Source organism: Umezawaea sp. NPDC059074 (assembly GCF_042738955.1).
GTDB lineage: Bacteria > Actinomycetota > Actinomycetes > Mycobacteriales > Pseudonocardiaceae > Umezawaea.
The window spans coordinates 24866-42317 of sequence record NZ_JBHYHC010000038.1; the positions used below are offsets into that span (position 1 = coordinate 24866).

19 protein-coding genes are annotated in these 17452 nt (G+C 72.3%); 8 read left to right on the forward strand and 11 right to left on the reverse strand.

Features of this window, described 5'->3' with window-relative positions; all coding sequences use genetic code 11:
• Positions 1-22: 22 nt before the first annotated feature.
• From ACFWW9_RS19105 to ACFWW9_RS19120, 4 genes are all read right to left on the reverse strand, one after another.
• The gene (locus ACFWW9_RS19105) at positions 23-1387 is read right to left on the reverse strand and encodes an NAD-dependent succinate-semialdehyde dehydrogenase (RefSeq protein WP_390379109.1); all 1365 of its coding nucleotides are present in this window, start codon (positions 1385-1387) and stop codon (positions 23-25) included.
• The gene (locus ACFWW9_RS19110; RefSeq protein WP_390379112.1) at positions 1384-2514 is read right to left on the reverse strand and encodes an alcohol dehydrogenase catalytic domain-containing protein; all 1131 of its coding nucleotides are present in this window, start codon (positions 2512-2514) and stop codon (positions 1384-1386) included. Before ACFWW9_RS19110 ends, ACFWW9_RS19105 begins: the two co-directional genes overlap by 4 nt.
• Positions 2515-2527: 13 nt before the next feature.
• A complete protein-coding gene (locus ACFWW9_RS19115) occupies positions 2528-3970 on the reverse strand; it encodes a purine-cytosine permease family protein (protein WP_390379115.1) in 1443 nt (480 codons plus the stop codon).
• Positions 3971-4059: 89 nt separating this feature from the next.
• Entirely contained in the window at positions 4060-5316 is a 1257-nt protein-coding gene (locus ACFWW9_RS19120) for a TetR family transcriptional regulator (RefSeq protein ID WP_390379118.1), read from the reverse strand.
• Positions 5317-5464: 148 nt separating this feature from the next.
• On the opposite strand from ACFWW9_RS19120, the gene ACFWW9_RS19125 reads away from it, so the two are divergent.
• On the forward strand, positions 5465-6583 hold the full coding sequence (locus tag ACFWW9_RS19125; RefSeq protein WP_390379121.1) for an ROK family protein: 1119 nt from the start codon (positions 5465-5467) through the stop codon (positions 6581-6583).
• Here ACFWW9_RS19125 and ACFWW9_RS19130 read toward each other — a convergent pair whose 3' ends face one another.
• Together ACFWW9_RS19130 and ACFWW9_RS19135 are read right to left on the reverse strand one after the other, a co-directional pair.
• The gene (locus ACFWW9_RS19130) at positions 6584-7090 is read right to left on the reverse strand and encodes a carbonic anhydrase (RefSeq protein WP_390379124.1); all 507 of its coding nucleotides are present in this window, start codon (positions 7088-7090) and stop codon (positions 6584-6586) included. It abuts the gene before it with no gap.
• Positions 7091-7102: 12 nt separating this feature from the next.
• A complete protein-coding gene (locus ACFWW9_RS19135) occupies positions 7103-8272 on the reverse strand; it encodes an MFS transporter (RefSeq protein ID WP_390379127.1) in 1170 nt (389 codons plus the stop codon).
• A 110-nt stretch (positions 8273-8382) separates the two neighbouring features.
• On the opposite strand from ACFWW9_RS19135, the gene ACFWW9_RS19140 reads away from it, so the two are divergent.
• Entirely contained in the window at positions 8383-8892 is a 510-nt protein-coding gene (locus ACFWW9_RS19140) for a winged helix-turn-helix transcriptional regulator (RefSeq protein WP_390379130.1), read from the forward strand.
• Positions 8893-8899: 7 nt separating this feature from the next.
• Here the strand turns inward: ACFWW9_RS19140 and rfbB are convergent, their stop codons facing one another.
• A complete protein-coding gene (rfbB, locus tag ACFWW9_RS19145; protein ID WP_390379133.1) occupies positions 8900-9895 on the reverse strand; it encodes a dTDP-glucose 4,6-dehydratase in 996 nt (331 codons plus the stop codon).
• A gap of 1 nt (position 9896) precedes the next feature.
• A complete protein-coding gene (locus ACFWW9_RS19150; RefSeq protein ID WP_390379136.1) occupies positions 9897-10664 on the reverse strand; it encodes a GntR family transcriptional regulator in 768 nt (255 codons plus the stop codon).
• Between the two features lie 64 nt (positions 10665-10728).
• Between ACFWW9_RS19150 and ACFWW9_RS19155 the strand changes: the two genes are divergently transcribed.
• Positions 10729-11442: an NAD-dependent epimerase/dehydratase family protein gene (locus tag ACFWW9_RS19155; RefSeq protein WP_390379139.1), complete on the forward strand. Its 714-nt coding sequence runs from the start codon at positions 10729-10731 to the stop codon at positions 11440-11442.
• A gap of 7 nt (positions 11443-11449) precedes the next feature.
• Here ACFWW9_RS19155 and ACFWW9_RS19160 read toward each other — a convergent pair whose 3' ends face one another.
• Positions 11450-11677: a three-helix bundle dimerization domain-containing protein gene (locus tag ACFWW9_RS19160; RefSeq protein WP_390379142.1), complete on the reverse strand. Its 228-nt coding sequence runs from the start codon at positions 11675-11677 to the stop codon at positions 11450-11452.
• A 215-nt stretch (positions 11678-11892) separates the two neighbouring features.
• Between ACFWW9_RS19160 and ACFWW9_RS19165 the strand changes: the two genes are divergently transcribed.
• Complete coding sequence (locus tag ACFWW9_RS19165; RefSeq protein WP_390379145.1) at positions 11893-12321, forward strand: ATP-binding protein; 429 nt, start codon at positions 11893-11895, stop codon at positions 12319-12321.
• 4 nt (positions 12322-12325) lie between these two features.
• On the opposite strand, the gene ACFWW9_RS19170 is transcribed toward ACFWW9_RS19165, so the two are convergent.
• On the reverse strand, positions 12326-13081 hold the full coding sequence (locus ACFWW9_RS19170) for a hypothetical protein (RefSeq protein WP_390379148.1): 756 nt from the start codon (positions 13079-13081) through the stop codon (positions 12326-12328).
• 36 nt (positions 13082-13117) lie between these two features.
• Positions 13118-13969, reverse strand: a complete 852-nt coding sequence (locus ACFWW9_RS19175; protein ID WP_390379151.1) for an IclR family transcriptional regulator — start codon at positions 13967-13969, stop codon at positions 13118-13120.
• Positions 13970-14080: 111 nt separating this feature from the next.
• Here ACFWW9_RS19175 and ACFWW9_RS19180 point away from each other — a divergent pair, with 111 nt between their 5' ends.
• From ACFWW9_RS19180 to ACFWW9_RS19195, 4 genes are read left to right on the forward strand one after another with little or no spacing between them, the layout of a single operon-like run.
• Complete coding sequence (locus ACFWW9_RS19180; protein WP_390379154.1) at positions 14081-14746, forward strand: ABC transporter permease; 666 nt, start codon at positions 14081-14083, stop codon at positions 14744-14746.
• A complete protein-coding gene (locus ACFWW9_RS19185; protein ID WP_390379157.1) occupies positions 14739-15731 on the forward strand; it encodes an ABC transporter ATP-binding protein in 993 nt (330 codons plus the stop codon). Before ACFWW9_RS19180 ends, ACFWW9_RS19185 begins: the two co-directional genes overlap by 8 nt.
• Positions 15728-16468, forward strand: coding sequence for an ABC transporter permease (locus tag ACFWW9_RS19190; protein WP_390379160.1), 741 nt, complete (start codon positions 15728-15730; stop codon positions 16466-16468). The genes ACFWW9_RS19185 and ACFWW9_RS19190 overlap by 4 nt, the downstream gene beginning before the upstream one ends.
• A gap of 45 nt (positions 16469-16513) precedes the next feature.
• Positions 16514-17452, forward strand: a complete 939-nt coding sequence (locus ACFWW9_RS19195; RefSeq protein ID WP_390379163.1) for a glycine betaine ABC transporter substrate-binding protein — start codon at positions 16514-16516, stop codon at positions 17450-17452.

Genomic DNA, 17452 nt, shown 5'->3' on the forward strand with positions numbered 1-17452 from the left:
GTCTCCGCGTGCTGGTGGGTGGTCAGAGCTTCACGACCCGGTCGTTCACGAACTCGGTGATCCCGGCCGTGCCCAGTTCCCGGCCGAAGCCGGACCGCTTGACGCCGCCGAACGGGATCTCGGCCCAGGAACCGCCCGCCTCGTTGAGGAACACCATGCCGGCGTCGATCCGCTCGGCCACCGCCCGAGCGCGGTCCGCGTCCGCGGAGAACACGCTCGCGCCGAGGCCGTAGGGCGTGTCGTTGGCCAGCGCGACGGCTTCCTCGACGTCGGCGGCGCGGTAGAGGACGACGACCGGGCCGAAGAACTCCTCGTGGTGCGACACCGTGCCGGGGGCGATCCCGGTCAGCACGGCGGGGCGGACGTAGGCGCTCGTGCCGTCCACGAGCGTGCCGCCGACGTGCAGGACGGCCCCGTCGGCGACCGCGCGGTCGATCCGCGCGACGAGCGCCTCGGCGGCCGGGCGCGACGACAGCGGGCCGACGTCGGTGGCCGGGTCGCGCGGGTCGCCGACGGTCAACGCGGACACGCGCTCCACGACGTGGTCGACCAGCACGTCGTGGAGGTCGCCGACGACGATGAGGCGCTTGGGCGCGTTGCACGCCTGCCCGGCGTTGTAGACGCGGGACAGCACGAGCGTGTCGGCGAGGGCGACGGGGTCGTCGCTGTCGAGGACGATCGCGGGGTCGGAGCCGCCGAGTTCCAGCACGACCTTCGTCAGGTGCCGCCCGGCCTGTTCGGCGACGGCGGCTCCGGCCCGCTCACCGCCGGTCAGGGACACGCCCCGCACCCTCGGGTCGGCGATCACGTCCCCGACCTGGGCGTCGGTGGCGTAGAGGGTGAGGTAGACGTCGCGAGGCACGCCCGCGGCGTGCAGCAGGTCCTCCAGCGCGGCGGCGGACCGCGGGCAGCCGGGGGCGTGCTTGAGCAGGATCGTGTTGCCCACCAGCAGGTTCGGCGCGGCGAAACGGGCCACCTGGTAGTAGGGGAAGTTCCACGGCATGATCCCCAGCAGCGGTCCGAGCGGCCGCTTCTGCACGACGGCGCGGTGCCGGGTCGAGTCGACCGGCCGGTCCGCCAGCAGGGCCTCGGCGTTGTCGGCGTAGTAGGCGAAGATCTCCGCGCACAGCTCGGCCTCCTCCCAGCCTTCGCGCAGGGGTTTGCCCATCTCCAGGGCGGCGGCCTCGGCCAGCGGGTCGACCTGTTCGAGGAACAGCTCCGCGACGCGGCGCAGCAGGCGGCTCCGCTCCCCCACCGGGGTGCGGGCCCAGTCCGCGTAGGCCGCGGCGGAGCGGTCGACGGCGTCCCGGACCTCCTCGTCGGTCGCGGTGGGCACGGTCGCGACGACCGTGCCGGTGGTCGGATCGGTTGTGGCGTAACGGGTCACCGCTGGGCACCAGTCCTGTCGTCGGGAATGAGGATCGAGCGGAGGCCGATGCCGCGGCGCAGCTCGTCGAGCGCGGCGGGGGCGTCGGCCAGCGGGCGCACGGACCCGAGGAGCAGGTCCAGCGGGAGCCGTCCGTCGAGGTAGAGGCGGGCCAGCCGCGGCACGTCGACCTCGGCGACGCTGGAGCCGTAGTTGCAGCCCAGCAACGACTTGCCCTGGTCGGCCAAGTCGTACGGGGTGAACGACGCCCGCGCCTCGAAGCCCGGCATGCCCACGAGGACACCGGTCCCGCCACGGCCGAGCAGCGCGGGCAGCAGCTCGATCAGCTCGACCCGGCCCGCCGCCTCGAACGCGTAGTCCGCGCCGCCGCAGAGGTCCGCGACGGCGGCCGTGAGGTCGACCGACCGCGTGTCGACGGTGTGCGTCGCGCCCATCTTCCGTGCGGTCGCCAGCCGGTGCTCGGAGAGGTCGGCGGCGATGATCGGATCGGCTCCCGCGAGCCGGAGGCCCATGATCACCGAGAGGCCGACACCGCCGCAGCCCACGACGACGGCGGACCGCCCCGCCACGACCCGAGCCGTGTTGAGGACCGCGCCGACGCCGGTGGTGACCGAGCAGCCGAGCAGCGCGCCGACCTCGAACGGGACGGCCGGGTCGACCGCGACGACGGCCGACTCCGGCACGACCACCCGACCCGAGAACGTGCCCAGCCCCAGGTAGGGCCAGACCTCGTCACCACGGGCGTCGGTGAACGGCGTGCCACCGCCGGGCAGCGTGTTGTCCAGCGCGGTCGTGCCGGTGCACAGCCACGCCCGCCCCTCCCCGCAGAACCGGCAGGCGCGGCAGGGGGCGTACCAGGACAGGACGACCCGGTCGCCCTCGGCGAAGGCCGTCACGCCCTCCCCTACCGCGCTGACCACGCCCGCGCCCTCGTGGCCGAGCACCAGCGGCCGGTCCACCGGCCAGTCGCCGGTGACGAGGTGGAGGTCGGAGTGGCAGACGCCGGTGGCGCGGACGTCCACCTGGACCTGGCCGCGGGCCGGGGGCACGACGTGGACGGTCTCGCTCACGGGCGTGCCGCCGGGTCGCAGCACGATCGCCGGTCCGGTGTGGACGGAGGCGGTCATCGACGGTCCTCCTTCACTGGTGCGGAACGGAGTCGCCCGCGGCGATCTCCGCGTCCACGTCGAGGGAACGGGCCAGGGCGAAGTAGACGACGCCGGTGACGGCCAGGCCGACCAGCCAGGCGATGTCGGCGTTGCCGAGCGCGGTGGCGACGACCCCGCTGTAGCTCCAGCCGTTGATGTCGGTCAGGACCATGAACGGGATCTGCGCGACGAAACCGACGGCGCACGCGGTGATCCCGCGCCACGACCACGTGCCGTACACGCCGTCCGGCCGGAAGAGGTCGCCCAGCGCGTAGCGGCCTCGGCGGACGAGGAAGTAGTCGACGAGGTTGGTCGCCGTCCAGGGCACCAGGACGTAGAGCATCAGGGTCAGCGACGACAGCACCGTGGCGACCGACCCGGCCTCCACGACCGAGGACACGGCGTACCAGACGACCGTGAGGGCGACGACCGTGACGATCCGCGCCCGCCTGCCGGGGGTGATGGGCTTGAAGGAGTCGACCATGGTCAGCACGGTCAGGGTGCCGCCGTAGGCGTTCATGCCCATCGTGGCCCACAGTGCGACCGCCGACAGCAGCGCCGCCGCGTCGCCCAGGTACGGGATGACGGTGTTGCCCGCGAGTTGCAGCCCCGCCAGCCCGTCCTGCGCGCCGAGGCTGATGGCCAGCCACGCCCCCAGCGCGATCAGCCAGATCGCGGAGGTCGAGGCGCCGAAGAACACGGCCGCGATCACCTTCCGCGGGGCCGTGGCGACGGGCAGGTAGCGGGAGTAGTCCGAGACGTAGGGCGCGTAGGTGATGTTGTAGGCGGCGGCCGCGCCGAGTTGCGCCATGAACGCGATCCAGGAGAAGCCGTACGCGCCCGGCGCGGGAGGCGTGCCGCCCGCGCCGCCGACCAGGACGCCGATGGTCAGGATCGTCATGACCGGCAGCGAGACGTAGAGCAGGGCGCGGAACGCGGTGTGCAGCCAGTCGTGGCCGAAGATCGCGAGCACGGCCGCGCCGAGCGCCGCGACGGCGGCCACCAGCTTCGGGTCCAGGCCGAACGAGCTGTGCAGCCCCTCGCTCAGCAGGATGGTGTCGGCGACGTTGAAGGCCAGGTAGGTGAAGAGGGTCCCGACCAGCGGGACGATCACACCCCGGTACCCGAACTGCGCGCGGGATTGGATCATCTGCGGCAGGCCCATGGCCGGGCCCTGCGACGCGTGGAACGCCATGAACAGCGTGCCGATGGCGATGCCGAGGACCCCGGCGACGACGGACCAGCCCAGCGACAAGCCGAGCGACGGGCCGATGAAGCCGATGGGGATGGAGAAGTACTGGAAGTTGCCGAGGAACCACAGCGGTCCCTGGTGCCACAGCTTGCCGGTGCGCTCGCCCTCCGGGACCCAATCGATCGATCGGCTCTCGATGAGCGTTCTCGCGGGAGGGGCCGAGGTGTCCGGGTGCGATGTCATGCAGTTCTACCGCCTCACAACAGTGGAGTGCCCCCTCGCTGCGATGAGACTAAACAGACAGTGGCCCGCTAGGCAACAGTTGTTTTCTACTAGTTCGACGACGGCAGAACCTCCGACGCCCGCGCCCGGCCCCCGCCGTCCGGCAGCGCCGGGCTGAGCACCCACAGCACCCGCGCCGCGGCGGCCGTCGTGCCGGAGCGGAAGACGTGCGGCGTGCCGGGGTCGAAGGTGAACGCGTCGCCGGTGGACAGCGTCATCGTGGAGTCGGCCCCGCTGGTCGGGAACTCCAGGACCACGGTCCCGGCCAGCACCAGCACGAACTCGACGTCGCCCGGCAGCACGTGCGGCTCGTTCCCGCTGGTCCCGCCAGGCGCGATCTCGCTGAGGATGGCCTGGAACCGCCGTTCCCCCCGCGGGGTCAGGGCGTACTCCCGCAGGCCGTCGCCGCCGAAGGCGATGGACGGGTATGCGCCGCCGCGCACGACCTCGCCGGGCGGCGGGTCGTCGAACAGGCTGCCGATCGGCAGGTCCAGCACCGCGCACAGCCGCACGAGCGCCGCCACCGAGGCGTTGGCCAGGTCGCGTTCGATCCGCGACAGGAACCCCTTGGTGAGGCCCGCCGCCTCCGCGACCTCGGCGACCGTGCGACGGCGGGCCTCCCGTTCGGCGCGCAGGCGGGCGCCGACACGGGGGTGGGTGTCGCCCGGCGGGAGCACCGCGGGCAGGGCTTCGGGGACGCGGTCGGGGCGCAGTCGACCGGCCGCGGCCCTGACCTCGGGCAACAGCTCCGGGCGGGCCAGCGCGCCGCGCACCACGAGGTCGGCGAGCGCGAGCGCGTTAGGCGCCACGACCAGGTGCCGGGAGGTGGCCCCGCTCAGGTGGGAGACGACCAGCGCCGTGAGCACCTCGGGGTCGGCGGCGAGGTCACCGGCGCGGACACCGGCGTCGACCATGCCCCTGACCAGCGCGAACAGCCGGTGCAAGAGACGACGTTGATCGGCCAGCTCCGGCTCGGCGACCACGGCGTCGCCGAACAGCGGGCGGACGTCGGGGTCCATCGCCTCCAGTTCGGCCGCCAGCAGGGCGTGCAGCTTGACCGGGCTCGGCGCGGCGAGGCCCGCCAGGTGTTCGACCCGGTCGAGGGCGGGCGCCAGCTCCGCGTCCAGGAGTGCCGCCGCGACCAGCTGCTTCGACGGGAAGTGCGCGTACAGCGAGGGCTGCCGGATGCCGGCGGCCTCGGCGATGTCCCTGGTGGACGTGCCGTGGAACCCTCGCCGGGCGAAGAGGCGAGCCGCCTCGGCGAGCACTCGCGTCCGGGTGCTCCGCTCGTCGTGCGTGCCGACCATGGTCCTCCTCGATCCCGCTCGTCTATCGAACGATAGGTCATCCGCGCCGGGGATCGGGCACCTTTTGGCCGGCGGCGCGAGCCGGATCCGGTGATCACCGCAACTAACCTCGACACGACTCGCCGACCCCCATGGATCAGGACAGGGCATGAACCCCTCACCCGTGAACTCGCACTCGACCACGCGAGCCCTCAACCTCCGCACGGTGATGGACGTGATGCACGCCCTGCGCCGGGCGACCCGGCCCGAGGTGGTCCGGGGCACGACGCTGTCGCGGCCCACCGTGCACTCGGCGCTGGACGACCTGGAGTCGTTGGGGCTCATCCGGGCGTGCGGCCACCGCACCGGCGGGGTCGGCGCGAACGCCGCCGTGTTCGAGGTCGACCCGACCGCGGGCTACGTGCTGGCCGTGGACGTCACCCGCGCGGAGATCCGCGGCGTGGTCATGGACTTCACCGACCAGGTCGTCACCCGCATCAGCACGCGCAACACCGCCCGCTCCGGTCCGACCTCCGTCGCCGCGCTCGGCCGGTTCACCCGCGACCTGCTGGAGGCCGCCCGGATCGACGAGCGGGACGTGGTGGTGCGCCTGGTGAGCAGCCCGCTCACCGTGGACCCGGACCGCCGCTGCTTCAGCGCCGCGGAGCACTTCCCCGGCTGGGCCAAGGCCGGGTTCCTCGACCGGATCGAGGAAGCGGTCGGCCCCGACGTCCACTTCCGCACCGCCGCCGACCTCGCCGCGTTCGCCGAGGCCCACTCCGCCACGACGTCGGCGGCGTTGCACGCGAGCGTCCTGGTCGACGACGGGTTCGGCGTCGGCCTCGCGTCGCGGTTCGGCGCGCACCGCGGCGCGACCGGCACCCCCGGCGCGGACCGCTACCTCACCGTGCCGGGCATGCCCTCGGACGACTCCGCCACCTCGGCCTTCCTCGCGGGCGGCGGCACCGTGCCGCACGACCTGTACCACCGCGCCGAGGCCGGGGAGAGCGACGCGGTGGCCGCGGTGACCGCCCTCGCGGGCGCGCTCGCCACGGTCGCCGCACTGGTCGTCGCCGTCGTCGACCCGGAGGTCGTGGTGCTCGCCACCCGCTCCGACCTGCTGTTCGAGCAGGTCCGCGACCGCGTTCCCTACCCCGACAAGCTCCGCCAGGGCGAACTCGGCAACGACTCCGCCCTGACGGGCGCGCTGGTCGAGGGCGGCCGGGTCGCGCGCGACCGCGTGCTCGACCGGTGGCACCCCGCGTCCTTGCCCCGTGCCGGGGCGTGATCAGGGCTCGACGACGGTCTCGACGAGCCCGGTCGTGATGTCGTAGACGAGCCCGGAGACGCGGATCCCGGCCAACCGGGTCTCAGCGCGCAGCACGCCGACGTCGTGGGCGACAGCAGCCCGCGGATCGTCGACCGCCTTGCCGTCCAGACGGCGGACGTCGACCTGGAAGTACGGGCTGAGCAGGTCCGGCCGGTCGCGGATCAGCGTGATGCCGCACTGGGTGTGCTGGAGGACGACGACGTCCCACCCGTCACCGAGACCGGACCCGTTGGCCCGCCCCACTTCCCGGAGCATCACCAGTTCCAGCAGCGTCCGCTGGGTGACACGACCGCCGACGTTGCGCAGCACGAGGACCTCCCCCTGCTCCGCACCGAGAACCACGGCGGGATCCACCCGCGGGTCGACGCAGCCGATGACGATCGTGGCCGAACTCGGCCTCATGCGCAGACCGGGATCGAACCGCGTCTCGGCGAACACCTTGTTGCGGTCGAGGAACTTCTCCACGGGGTTCTCCCTTCACCCGGCGCGACGGGCCGCTGTGGCGAGCACGCCCGCCAAGGCGACGAGGGCGAGGATGACGCCGAAGCCGATGGCCATGGTCGTCACGCCGACCACGCCGACGAACAGGCCCGCGACGATCGCGGAGACGCCCATCGCCAGGTAGGCGACGAGGTAGAGCGTGGCGAACAGGCCCGCGCGTTCGTGGGGTTCCACCTCGGGCACGAGGCCTCGGGTGGCGCCGGAGAAGAACGCGCCCAGGCCCGCCCCGCCGAACAGCGCCGCGCCCCACAGCAGGGGCAGCGACACCGTGCCGACGCTGCCGACGAACAGGATCGCGCCGACCGCCAACCCGGTCGCGCCGAGGAGCCGCAGCCTGCGCGGGTGGACGGCGCTCGTGAACGCCGACACGACCGTGCCCGCGCCGAACGCGACGAACGCGCCCAGTGCTCCGACGAGCGGGCTGCTGATCTTGAACACCGCCGCCAGCACGGTGGGGACCAGGCCCATGTACAGGGTCATCGTCATGAACACGCCGATCATCCCCGGCAGGGTGGACGCGAACAGCGTCCGCACCCGCGGCGGGACCGAGACGCGCGGGACCAGCGAGGCCAGCGCGCCCGGCTTCGGCGTCGCCGTCTCCGGTGTGACCAGCGTGAACACCGTGCCCGCCGCCATGACCACCACCAGGACGAGCCACACCGCGAACGCCGCGTCGGACGCGAACTGGGCCAGCACGCCCGCGAACAGCGCGCCGATGCCCAGGCCCGCCAGCGGCGCCATGCCGGTCATCAGCGCGCCCAACTTCTTGCGGTGGTCGGGCGCGAGTTCCACGACCGCGGCGCTCAACGTGCTCGACGCGGCGCCGGTGGCGATCCCCTGGACGACGCGCCCGACGACGATCCAGCCGATCGACGGCGCGACCAGGAACACCACCATCGCCACGAGTTCGAGGCCGAGCGCCCCGACCATGACCGGCCGCCTGCCGACGTGGTCGGACAGCGACCCGACCACCAGGATCGCGATCAGCAGCGCGATGGCGTAGACGCCGAACGCGAGCGTCAGCATCCACGGCGGGAAGCCCCACGCCTTCTCGTAGATCGGCAGGAGCGGGGTCGGCGAGCCCGCCGCGACCAGGATCGCCACCATCGCCGCCGAGATCCCCGCGAAACCGACCGGGCGGGACACCCGCCGGGCACGGGGAAGAGCGCCATTTAGTTCTATCATAGAAGTAGTCACATCGGTCACCGTACCAAAAAGTTGGTTCAGTGACCGAACCAAGAGGTAAAGTGGGAGCTATGGCACTCGGCACCGGCTACCGGAACCAGGACTGCCCGACCGCGCGATCCCTGGAGGTCGTCGGCGAGCGGTGGACCCTGTTGATCATCTGCAACCTCTTCTACGGGCTGCGCCGCTACACCGACATCCGCACCCGCATCGGGGTCTCCCCCGCGATCCTCACCCAGCGGTTGAACCGGCTCGTGGAGGAGGACATCGTGGCCCGCGTGCCCGGCATCGGGGCGCACGAGGAGTACGAGCTGACCCCGAAGGGCGAGAAGCTCTGGCCCGCGCTCTCCGGCCTGGTGCAGTGGGGCAACGAGTACTACCTGGAGCCGGAGTCGCGTCAGCTCCTCACCCACCACCAGTGCGGCGACGCCCTGGACAACGCGGGCTACTGCGCGCGGTGCCGGGTCGTCCCCCCGCCCCGCGACGTCGTCCGGACCCGGCCGGAGAGCCCCGCCGACGCCGACCTCCCCGGCCCGCGAGCCCGTGGCCCGCACCGCCTGCTCGAACCGTTGAAGCGCTGAGCGGGGGTCACGACCGGGCCCACGCCCCTTCCACGACCGGGGAACGGTCGCGCAGCGGCTCCCACCAGTCGCGGTGCTCGGCGTACCAGCGCACGGTGTCGCACACGCCCTCCTCGAACCCCACCAGCGGTTCCCAGCCGAGTTCGCGGCGGATCCTGGTGGAGTCCAGCAGGTAGCGCCGGTCGTGGCCGGGGCGGTCGGGCACCTCGTGCTTGAGCGACGACGGCAGCCCCAACTCGTCGAGCACCAGGTCCGCGATCCGCTCGACGCTGGCCTCCACGCCCGTGCCCACGTGGTAGGTCTCGCCGATCCGGCCGCGGTCGAGCACGGCGTCGATCGCGCGGACGTGGTCGCGGACGTGGATCCACTCGCGGCGGTTGTCCTTGGACGCGTAGACCGGCAGCGGACGGCCGTCCAGCGCGTGGGTGGTGAACAGCGGCAGCACCTTCTCCGGGAACTGGTGCGAGCCGTAGTTGTTGGCGCAGTTGGTGATCGTGACCGGCAGCCCGAACGTCTCGTGGTAGGCGCGGACCGCGTGGTCGGCGCCCGCCTTGCTCGCGTTGTACGGCGTGCGCGGCCGGTACGGGGACTCCTCGGTGAACGCCCGCTCGGCGTCGAGCGCGAGGTCGCCGTAGACCTCGCAGGTGGAGATGTGGTGGAAGCGCGCGACCCCGACCTGCCGGGCGGCCTCCAGGAGGGCGTGCGTGCCCAGCACGTTGGTGCGGAAGAACCTGCCGGGGTCGAGGACCGCGAGGCTGTTGTGCGACTCGGCGGCGAAGTTGACCACCACGTCCACGTCGTGCTCGCGCAGCACGCCCTCGGCGTCGGCGATGTCCGCGTGCACGAAGGTGATCCGGTCGCGGACGTCGGCCAGGGTCGCCTCGGTGCCCGCGTACGTCAGGGCGTCCAGCGCCACGACGGTGTCCTCCGGGTGGTCGCGCACCCGCTCGCGGACGAAGTGCGACCCGATGAACCCGGCCGCGCCGGTGACGAGGAGACGCATGTCAGCCTTCCTGTTCGGTGATCGGGGCGACGCCGGGCGGGTCGGCGGCGGGCCAGCCGTGGAACTCCACGTCCAGCCGGAACCGGTGCCCGAGGTAGCGGTGCTCGGACAGGGCGACGGGCCGGTCGTCGGGTCCCACGGCGAGCCGGCGGACCAGCAGCACCGGGGTGCCCGCGGCCACCTCCAGCAGGTCCGCGACCCGGTCGGTGGCGGCCGTGGCGGCGATGCTCTGCCGGACCACGGCGATCGCCTGTCCTTGACGGCGCAGGGTTTCCCACGTTCCGGGGTCCTCGGCGTCCGCGCGGCTGACCGGCGCTGCCAACTCCAGGGGGACCCACTCGGTGACGACGTCCAGCGGTGTCGCGCCCGCCCGCCGCACGGTCTGGACGCGCAGCGTCTCCGCGTCGGCGGGAAGTGCCAGCAGGTGCGCCGCGCCCACAGGCGTGGGGCCGTAGCCGTATTCGACGACCGAGCGCGCGAGCGGCACGCCTGCCTCGGCGACCGCCGAGCCCGCGTGCTGGAAGGTGCCCAGCGCCAAGGACTGCCCGAACGACGCGCCGGCCACGACGTACCAGCCCGCGCCCTTGCGCGACGCCAGCAGCCCTTCCTCGCGGAGTTGTTCCAGCGCCCGCCGGACGGTCACCCGGCTCACGTCGTAGCGGCGGCCCAGCTCGGCCTCGCTGTCCAACGCCCCGGACGACCCGTAGTCGCCGAGCGCGACCCGCTCCCGCAGTTCACCGGCCAGCCACGACGTCCGAGAATCTGTCATAACCTGTATCATACAGGAGTCGACAGGGCTTCCCGCGGTCCCGCCGGTGGGCCAGGCTGAAGGGATGCTGATCGTGACCGGCGGCCTGGGCCGGGTCGCCACCGTCCTGAGACCCGTCCTGCCACCGGACACCCGCCTGGTCGACGCCCGTCCCGGCGCGGAGCACCTGGAGCTGTCCGACCCCGACCAGGCGGCGGAGGCCGTGCGCGACGCCGACGCGGTCCTCCACCTCGCCGCGAATCCCAGCCCTGGCCAGGACCGCGCCACGGCGTGGCGGGCCAACGTCGACGTCACGGAGGTCCTGCTCCGCGCGTGCGGGGACCGGGTGCCGCGGATCGTGCTGGCCAGCTCGGTGCACGCGACGGGCTGGTACCACGGGGCGGGCGAGGAGTTGATCAGTCCGGAGTGGACACCCCGGCCGTGCTGCGCCTACGGCGACAGCAAGGTCGCCGTCGAGGACCTCGGCAGGCGGCACGCCGAGCGGCACGGCGTGTCGGTGGTCTGCCTGCGGCTGGGGTCGACCGGCTACCCGCTGCTCGAACGGCGGTACGCGAGCATGCAGCTGTTCGACGACGACGCCCGCGCCCTCGTCCTGGCCGCGCTGACCGCCGACGTCCGGTTCGGCGTCTACTTCGGGGTCTCGGCCAACACCCCCGCCCGCTGGGACACGGCCAACGCCCGGACCGACCTCGGCTACGAGCCGGTGGGCGACAGCGCGGTGCTCGACGTCCCCGAGGACGGGCCGTACCCGTTCCCCGGCTGCCGGATGTTCGGCTAGCCCCCGATCAGGAGCCCGCGGGACGGCCCAGGCGGGCGCGCACCGAGCGCTCGACGAGCACCGGCACGAACGAGTGCACGCTGGCGTCGGCGAACCGGTCGCGCTCCTGCTCCACCGCGTGGTGCACAACGGCTTCCGCCGTGTCGCCGTAGTCGTCCACCAGTCGTTGCTCGAGCTTGGCGTACTGGACGTGCTCGTCCGCGGTCAGGTCGTCCATCGCGGGTGTGGTGGTCATCGTCGGCCCCGTTCGCTCGCGGATTCGGATTGGTCCTGGATGCCCGCATCACATTGCCGATGAACGACTTCGCGATGAACACGAGATGAACGAGCGCGAGGGATTTCACCTGATCGACTCACGTCCCGGCGGCCGTTTGGAGTTGAACCGGAGGCAAAGCTGCGGTGTACTCGACACGACGCCGCCGCGGGTGTCGACCTGAGCGAAGGAGTGCTGTGGTAAGCGTTGTCCGTGGTGTCGGGGCCCTGCCCCACGTCGGCAGGCTCGGGTTGGCCGCCAGGCCGGATCGCCGGGAGATCCGCCGCTGGATCCGGGGTGTGTGCGCCGCCCGACTGGACGTCCGCACGCTCGTCGACGTCCTGCTCGTCACCACCGAGCTGATCGAGAACGCCTACCGGCACACGTCCAGCCCGATCGAGGCGCGCATCGCGTGCGCGGACTTCGGCGTCATGGTCGAGGTCACCGACGGCGACGCGGACCACCCCGAGGAGATGGCGACCTCGGACCGCACGTGGGGCGGCCGGGGCGTCCAGGCGATGGTGGAGCTGGCGATCTCGTGGGGCGTGCGCGAGGAGGGCGCGGGCAAGACCGTGTGGGTGCTGCTGCCCATGGTGGTCCCCAAGGTGACCCCGCGCTCCGGCTGACCCGCTACACCAGCAGGAAGATCGCGACGGCCGACACCGCCGTGACGACGGTCCCGGCCACGCCGAGCGCGCGGGCGAGCTGACCGGACGACGCCGCTCGCTCACGGGTCCGGCGCAGGACCGCCGCCGCGTCGTCGGTGGTGAGGACCGAGTAGTGCCTTGTCCGCCGGAGGGCGACCGGGCCGCGACCGACGCCCGCCACGACGTAGACCACCCGGCCCACGGGCAGTCGGACTTCCTTGAGCTGCACCGATTCGTGGGACCGCTTGTCCTCCAGCAGCCCGCGCGGGATGAGCGACGGCCAGTCGGCCGCCGAGCCGCCGTGCAGCAGGCGCAGCACCTGCTCCGTGGCGACGGGGTCGTTCAGGTTCGGCGGCTCGGCCAGCAGGCCGGGGTCGATCAGCACCGCGCCCGACCGGTCGACCAGCGCGGGCGGCGTCGGCGAGGCCACGTCGAGCAGGACGTCCTCTCCCCCGTCCTCGTCCGCGCGGCGCGAGGGCGACCGGGTGAGCCACACCCGGAACCACGCGCACTCCTCGCCGCTGACCGGGCCCACGACCGGGCCGCCCGGCCCGAACGCGGTCGTGCCGACGACGGCCACCCGCGACTCCCCGCCGCGCAGCTCGCCCACCGCGATCGTCGGCGTGCCCTCGACGATCCGCCGCTCGCGGAGTTCGCCGACCTTGAGCAGGACGGCCGTGAGGCAGGCGACGAGCAGGCACACGCCGAACAGCAGCACCAGCACCGCGAAGGTCAGCACGCGCCCACGGTAGGCGTCGTGGGTGAACGGCGGACGTCAGCCCGCGTGCCCCAGCGCGGCGGACAGGTCCCGCGCGGCCGCGGCGACGATGCGGCCGAGCTTGTCGAGTTGGGGGCCGATGCGCTCCTTGGGGGCGGAGACGTTGAGGGCCGCGACGACGCGCGCGCTGAAGTCGTGGACCGGGGCCGAGGCGGCGACGACTCCGCGTTCCAGCTCCTCGTCGGACGTGCTGTAGCCGCGGTCGCGGATCTTCACCAGCTCGGCGCGCAGGGTGTCCAGGTCGCGGATGGGCGAGTCGGCCGTGCTGGGGCGGGGCAGGACGGCGAAGCCGGAGTGCGTCGACCCGACGTGCTCGCGCGGTTCGAGCACCGGTTCGTCGCGGCCGTGCTCGGCGTACCAGAGCGCCAGCGACTCGGGGTCCCAGTCGCTGAGCAGCACGCGGCCCGACGGCGTGCACCACGCGGCGGTCGTGACGCCCTCCCACCCGGTGGTCTTGAACTGGTTGGGGCTCAGCTCGCTCATCAGCGTGAGCACGTTGCCGCCGCGCAGGACGCACAGGTGCGCGGTCTCCCTGGTGACCTCCGCGACGTGCTTGAGGTGCACCCTGGCCTGCCGGGCGAGCGTGCCCTCGGCCGTGCGCGCCGCCAGCGCGTAGAGCCGTGAGCCCAGCCGGTAGGTGAGCGTCTGGGCGTCGCGGTCGACCAGGCCCGCGTCGGCGAGGGTCGCCAGGGTGCGCGACACGACCGCCTTGTCCCGACCGGTGAGGGACGCGATGCGGACCACGCCGAGCCCTCCCGCCTCGACCGCCTCCGGTCGGGCGAGCACCTCCAGGACCTCGATGTCCCTGGCCAAACCCGCCGAGTTGCGCCGTGAGCCGCGCTGTTCCATGGTGGCAGCGTAAGTCGCGGTTGCCATACTGACAACGCCCGTTGTGCATAAGACCACGGCCTCCTTATCGTCCCGGTCCATCGGCAACGCGGCCGAGAAGGAGGGCACCCCGTGACCGGACTTCACCTCGTACGACTCGACGAATTCCTGGCCCGCCGCTGGGAGGACGTCGTCGACCTGACGCTGCAACACCTCGCCGCCGTGGCGATCTCCCTGGCGCTGGCCACCGCCATCGGTGTCCTCATCGGACTGCTCGTCTGGGACCGCCCGGTCCCCCGCGCGGTCTCGCTCACCGCGGCGGGCATCGCGATCACGATCCCGTCGCTCGCCCTGCTGGCCCTGCTGAGCCCGGTGCTCGGGCTCGGGTGGGTGCCGACGATCGTGTCGCTGGTCTTCTACTCGCTGCTGCCGATCGTGCGGAACACCGTCGTGGGCCTGCGGGAGGTGCCCGGCCACCTCGTGGAGTCCGCGCGGGGCATGGGGATGACGTCGACCCGCGTGCTGCTCACCGTGCAGCTCCCGCTGGCCTGGCCGGTGATCGTGACCGGCGTCCGGGTCGCCGCGCAGCTGACCGTCGGCATCGCGGCGATCGCCGCCTACGTCGCCGGTCCCGGTCTCGGCGTCTACATCTTCCGCGGCCTGTCGTCGCTCGGGTCGGTCAACGCCCTCAACTTCGCCTTGACCGGAACGCTCTGCGTGGTGCTGCTGGCACTGCTCATCGACGGCGTCTTCGTCCTCGTCACCCGCTACAGCACGCCAAGGGGCCTCCGTGTCTGAACCCACCGCAGGCGTCGGCATCGAGCTGAGCGACGTCACCAAGCGCTACCCCGGCCAGAAGTCCGGCGCGGTCGAGAACTTCTCGCTGAAGGTCGAACCCGGCGAGCTGCTGATGTTCGTCGGGCCGAGCGGGTGCGGCAAGACGACCACGATGAAGATGATCAACCGGATCATCGAGCCGACCTCGGGCTCCATCACCATCGACGGCGAGGACGTGCTGTCGCTGAACCCCGACGAGCTGCGCCGCCACATCGGCTACGTGATCCAGCAGATCGGGCTGTTCCCGCACATGACCATCGCGGAGAACATCGGCACGGTGCCGAAGCTGCTCGGCTGGTCGAAGACGCGGATCGCCGAGCGGGTGGACGAACTGCTGCGCACGGTGGCGCTCGACCCGGCCGTGTTCGCCAAGCGCTACCCGAAGCAGCTCTCCGGTGGGCAGCAGCAGCGCGTCGGCGTGGCCCGCGCGCTGGCCGCCGACCCGCCGGTGATGCTGATGGACGAGCCGTTCGGCGCGACCGACCCCATCACCCGGCTGCGGTTGCAGGAGGAGTTCCGGCGGCTCCAGGCCGAGATCGGCAAGACGATCATCTTCGTCACGCACGACTTCGACGAGGCCGTCCGGCTGGGCGACCGGATCGCGGTGCTCAGCGAGCGCAGCCGGATCGAGCAGTGCGACACGCCCGCGAACATCCTCGCCGCGCCCGCCAACGACTACGTGGCCGGGTTCATCGGCCGCGGCGCCGGGCTGATGCGGCTCGCCCTGATCCCGATCGGCGAGGTCTCCCTGGAGGCGCCGTCCGCCGAGGCGCCCGCGCTGGGCGTGGACGGGTCGCTGCGCGACGCGCTGGACCTGCTCGTGCTCACCGGGGCCGAGCGGGTCAACGTCACCGACGCGGGCGGCGCGACGACGGGGTCGCTCACGCACGCCGGGATCTCGGCCGCCCTCGGCGCCTCCCGCTCCCCCGCGGGGTCGGCGTCATGACCGTCCAGCTGAAGCGCCCGAGCTCCCTGCGCCACTTCGTCACCCCGGTCGCGGTGGTGGCGGTGCTCGCCGTGATGTTCGCGTGGGTCGCCACGCTGGACCTCGACTCGATCGAGGCCCGCACGCTCAACGCGGGCTACCTGATCGACCGGACGCGGGAGCACCTCGTCCTCACGGTCGTGTCCTCGGCGCTGGTGGCGGTGCTCGCCATCCCCACCGCCGTCCTGGCGCACCGGGTGCGGTCGCGGGTCGTCCGCGCGATCGTCGTCACCCTCGGCAACATCGGCCAGGCCACGCCCGCCGTCGGCGTGGTCATCCTCCTCGCCATCGTCTGGCAGACCGGGTTCACCACCGCGCTGGTGTCGCTGGTCGCCTACTGCTTCCTCCCGGTGCTGCGCAACACGCTCACCGGCCTGGAGCAGGTCGACGCCGCCACCCGCGAGGCCGCGCGGGGCATGGGCATGACGCCGAACCAGGTGTTGTGGCGCATCGAACTCCCCCTCGCCTCGCCGGTGATCCTGGCCGGGCTGCGGACCGCGCTGGTGTTCTCCGTCGGCGTCGCCACCATCGCGACGTTCATCAACGCGGGCGGTCTCGGCGACATGATCGTCAACGGCCTGAAGCTCCAGCGGTTCTCCGTCCTGCTCGTCGGCGCGGTGCTCGTCGCCGCCATCGCGGTCCTCATCGACTGGGCCGCGGGGCTCGTCGAGGACCGGGTCCGCCCCCGCGGTCTCTGACCCCCGACTCCTCCACCCTCCCCTCGCACAACCGAAGGATTCGCCATGCCCAGAAACACCTCGGCACTGCTCTGCGCGATAGCCGCGAGCGCGCTCGTCCTGTCCGCCTGCTCCGGCTCCACCTCCACCGGTGAGGGGTCGAGCAAGGGCGACGAGCTCAAGGGGCTCACCGGCCAGATCGGCTCGAAGGACTTCGCCGAGCAGTACATCCTCGCCCACCTGACGACCAAGCTGCTCAACGCCCACGGCGCGACGCTGGAGGCCAACACCAAGCTCGTCGGCTCCGCGAACGTCCGGCAGGCGTTGGAGAACAAGCAGTTCGTCGGCTACTGGGAGTACACCGGGACGTCCTGGATCACCTACAACAAGCAGACGCAGCCGCTCAAGGAGGCCAAGGCGCAGTTCGACGCGGTGAAGACCGCCGACGCCGCCAAGGGCATCGAGTGGGTCGCGCCCGCGCCGTTCAACAACACGTACACCTTCGCGATCCGCAGCGACAAGGCGAAGGAACTGGGCATCACCAAGATGAGCCAGGTCGCCAAGCTGCCCGCGGACCAGAAGACGTTCTGCATCGAGAGCGAGTTCTCCACCCGCGACGACGGCTGGCCGGGCGTCTCGTCCACCTACGGCTTCGACGCGCCGAAGGACAACGTGAAGCTGCTCGACACCGGCGTGATCTACACGGCGACCAAGGACGGCAAGGACTGCAACTTCGGCGAGGTGTTCGCCACCGACGGCCGGATCGCGTCGCTGGGGCTGACCGTGCTGGAGGACGACAAGGCCTTCTTCCCGATCTACCAGGGCGGGTTCACCCTCCAGGCGCAGGCGCTGAAGGACCACCCGAAGATCGCCGACGTCCTCACGCCCATGTCGGCGAAGTTGACCACCGAGGAGATGCAGAAGCTCAACGCCAAGGTCGACGTGGACGGCGACGAGCCGGACAAGGTCGCCGAGGACTGGCTGACCGAGCAGGGGTTGATCTAG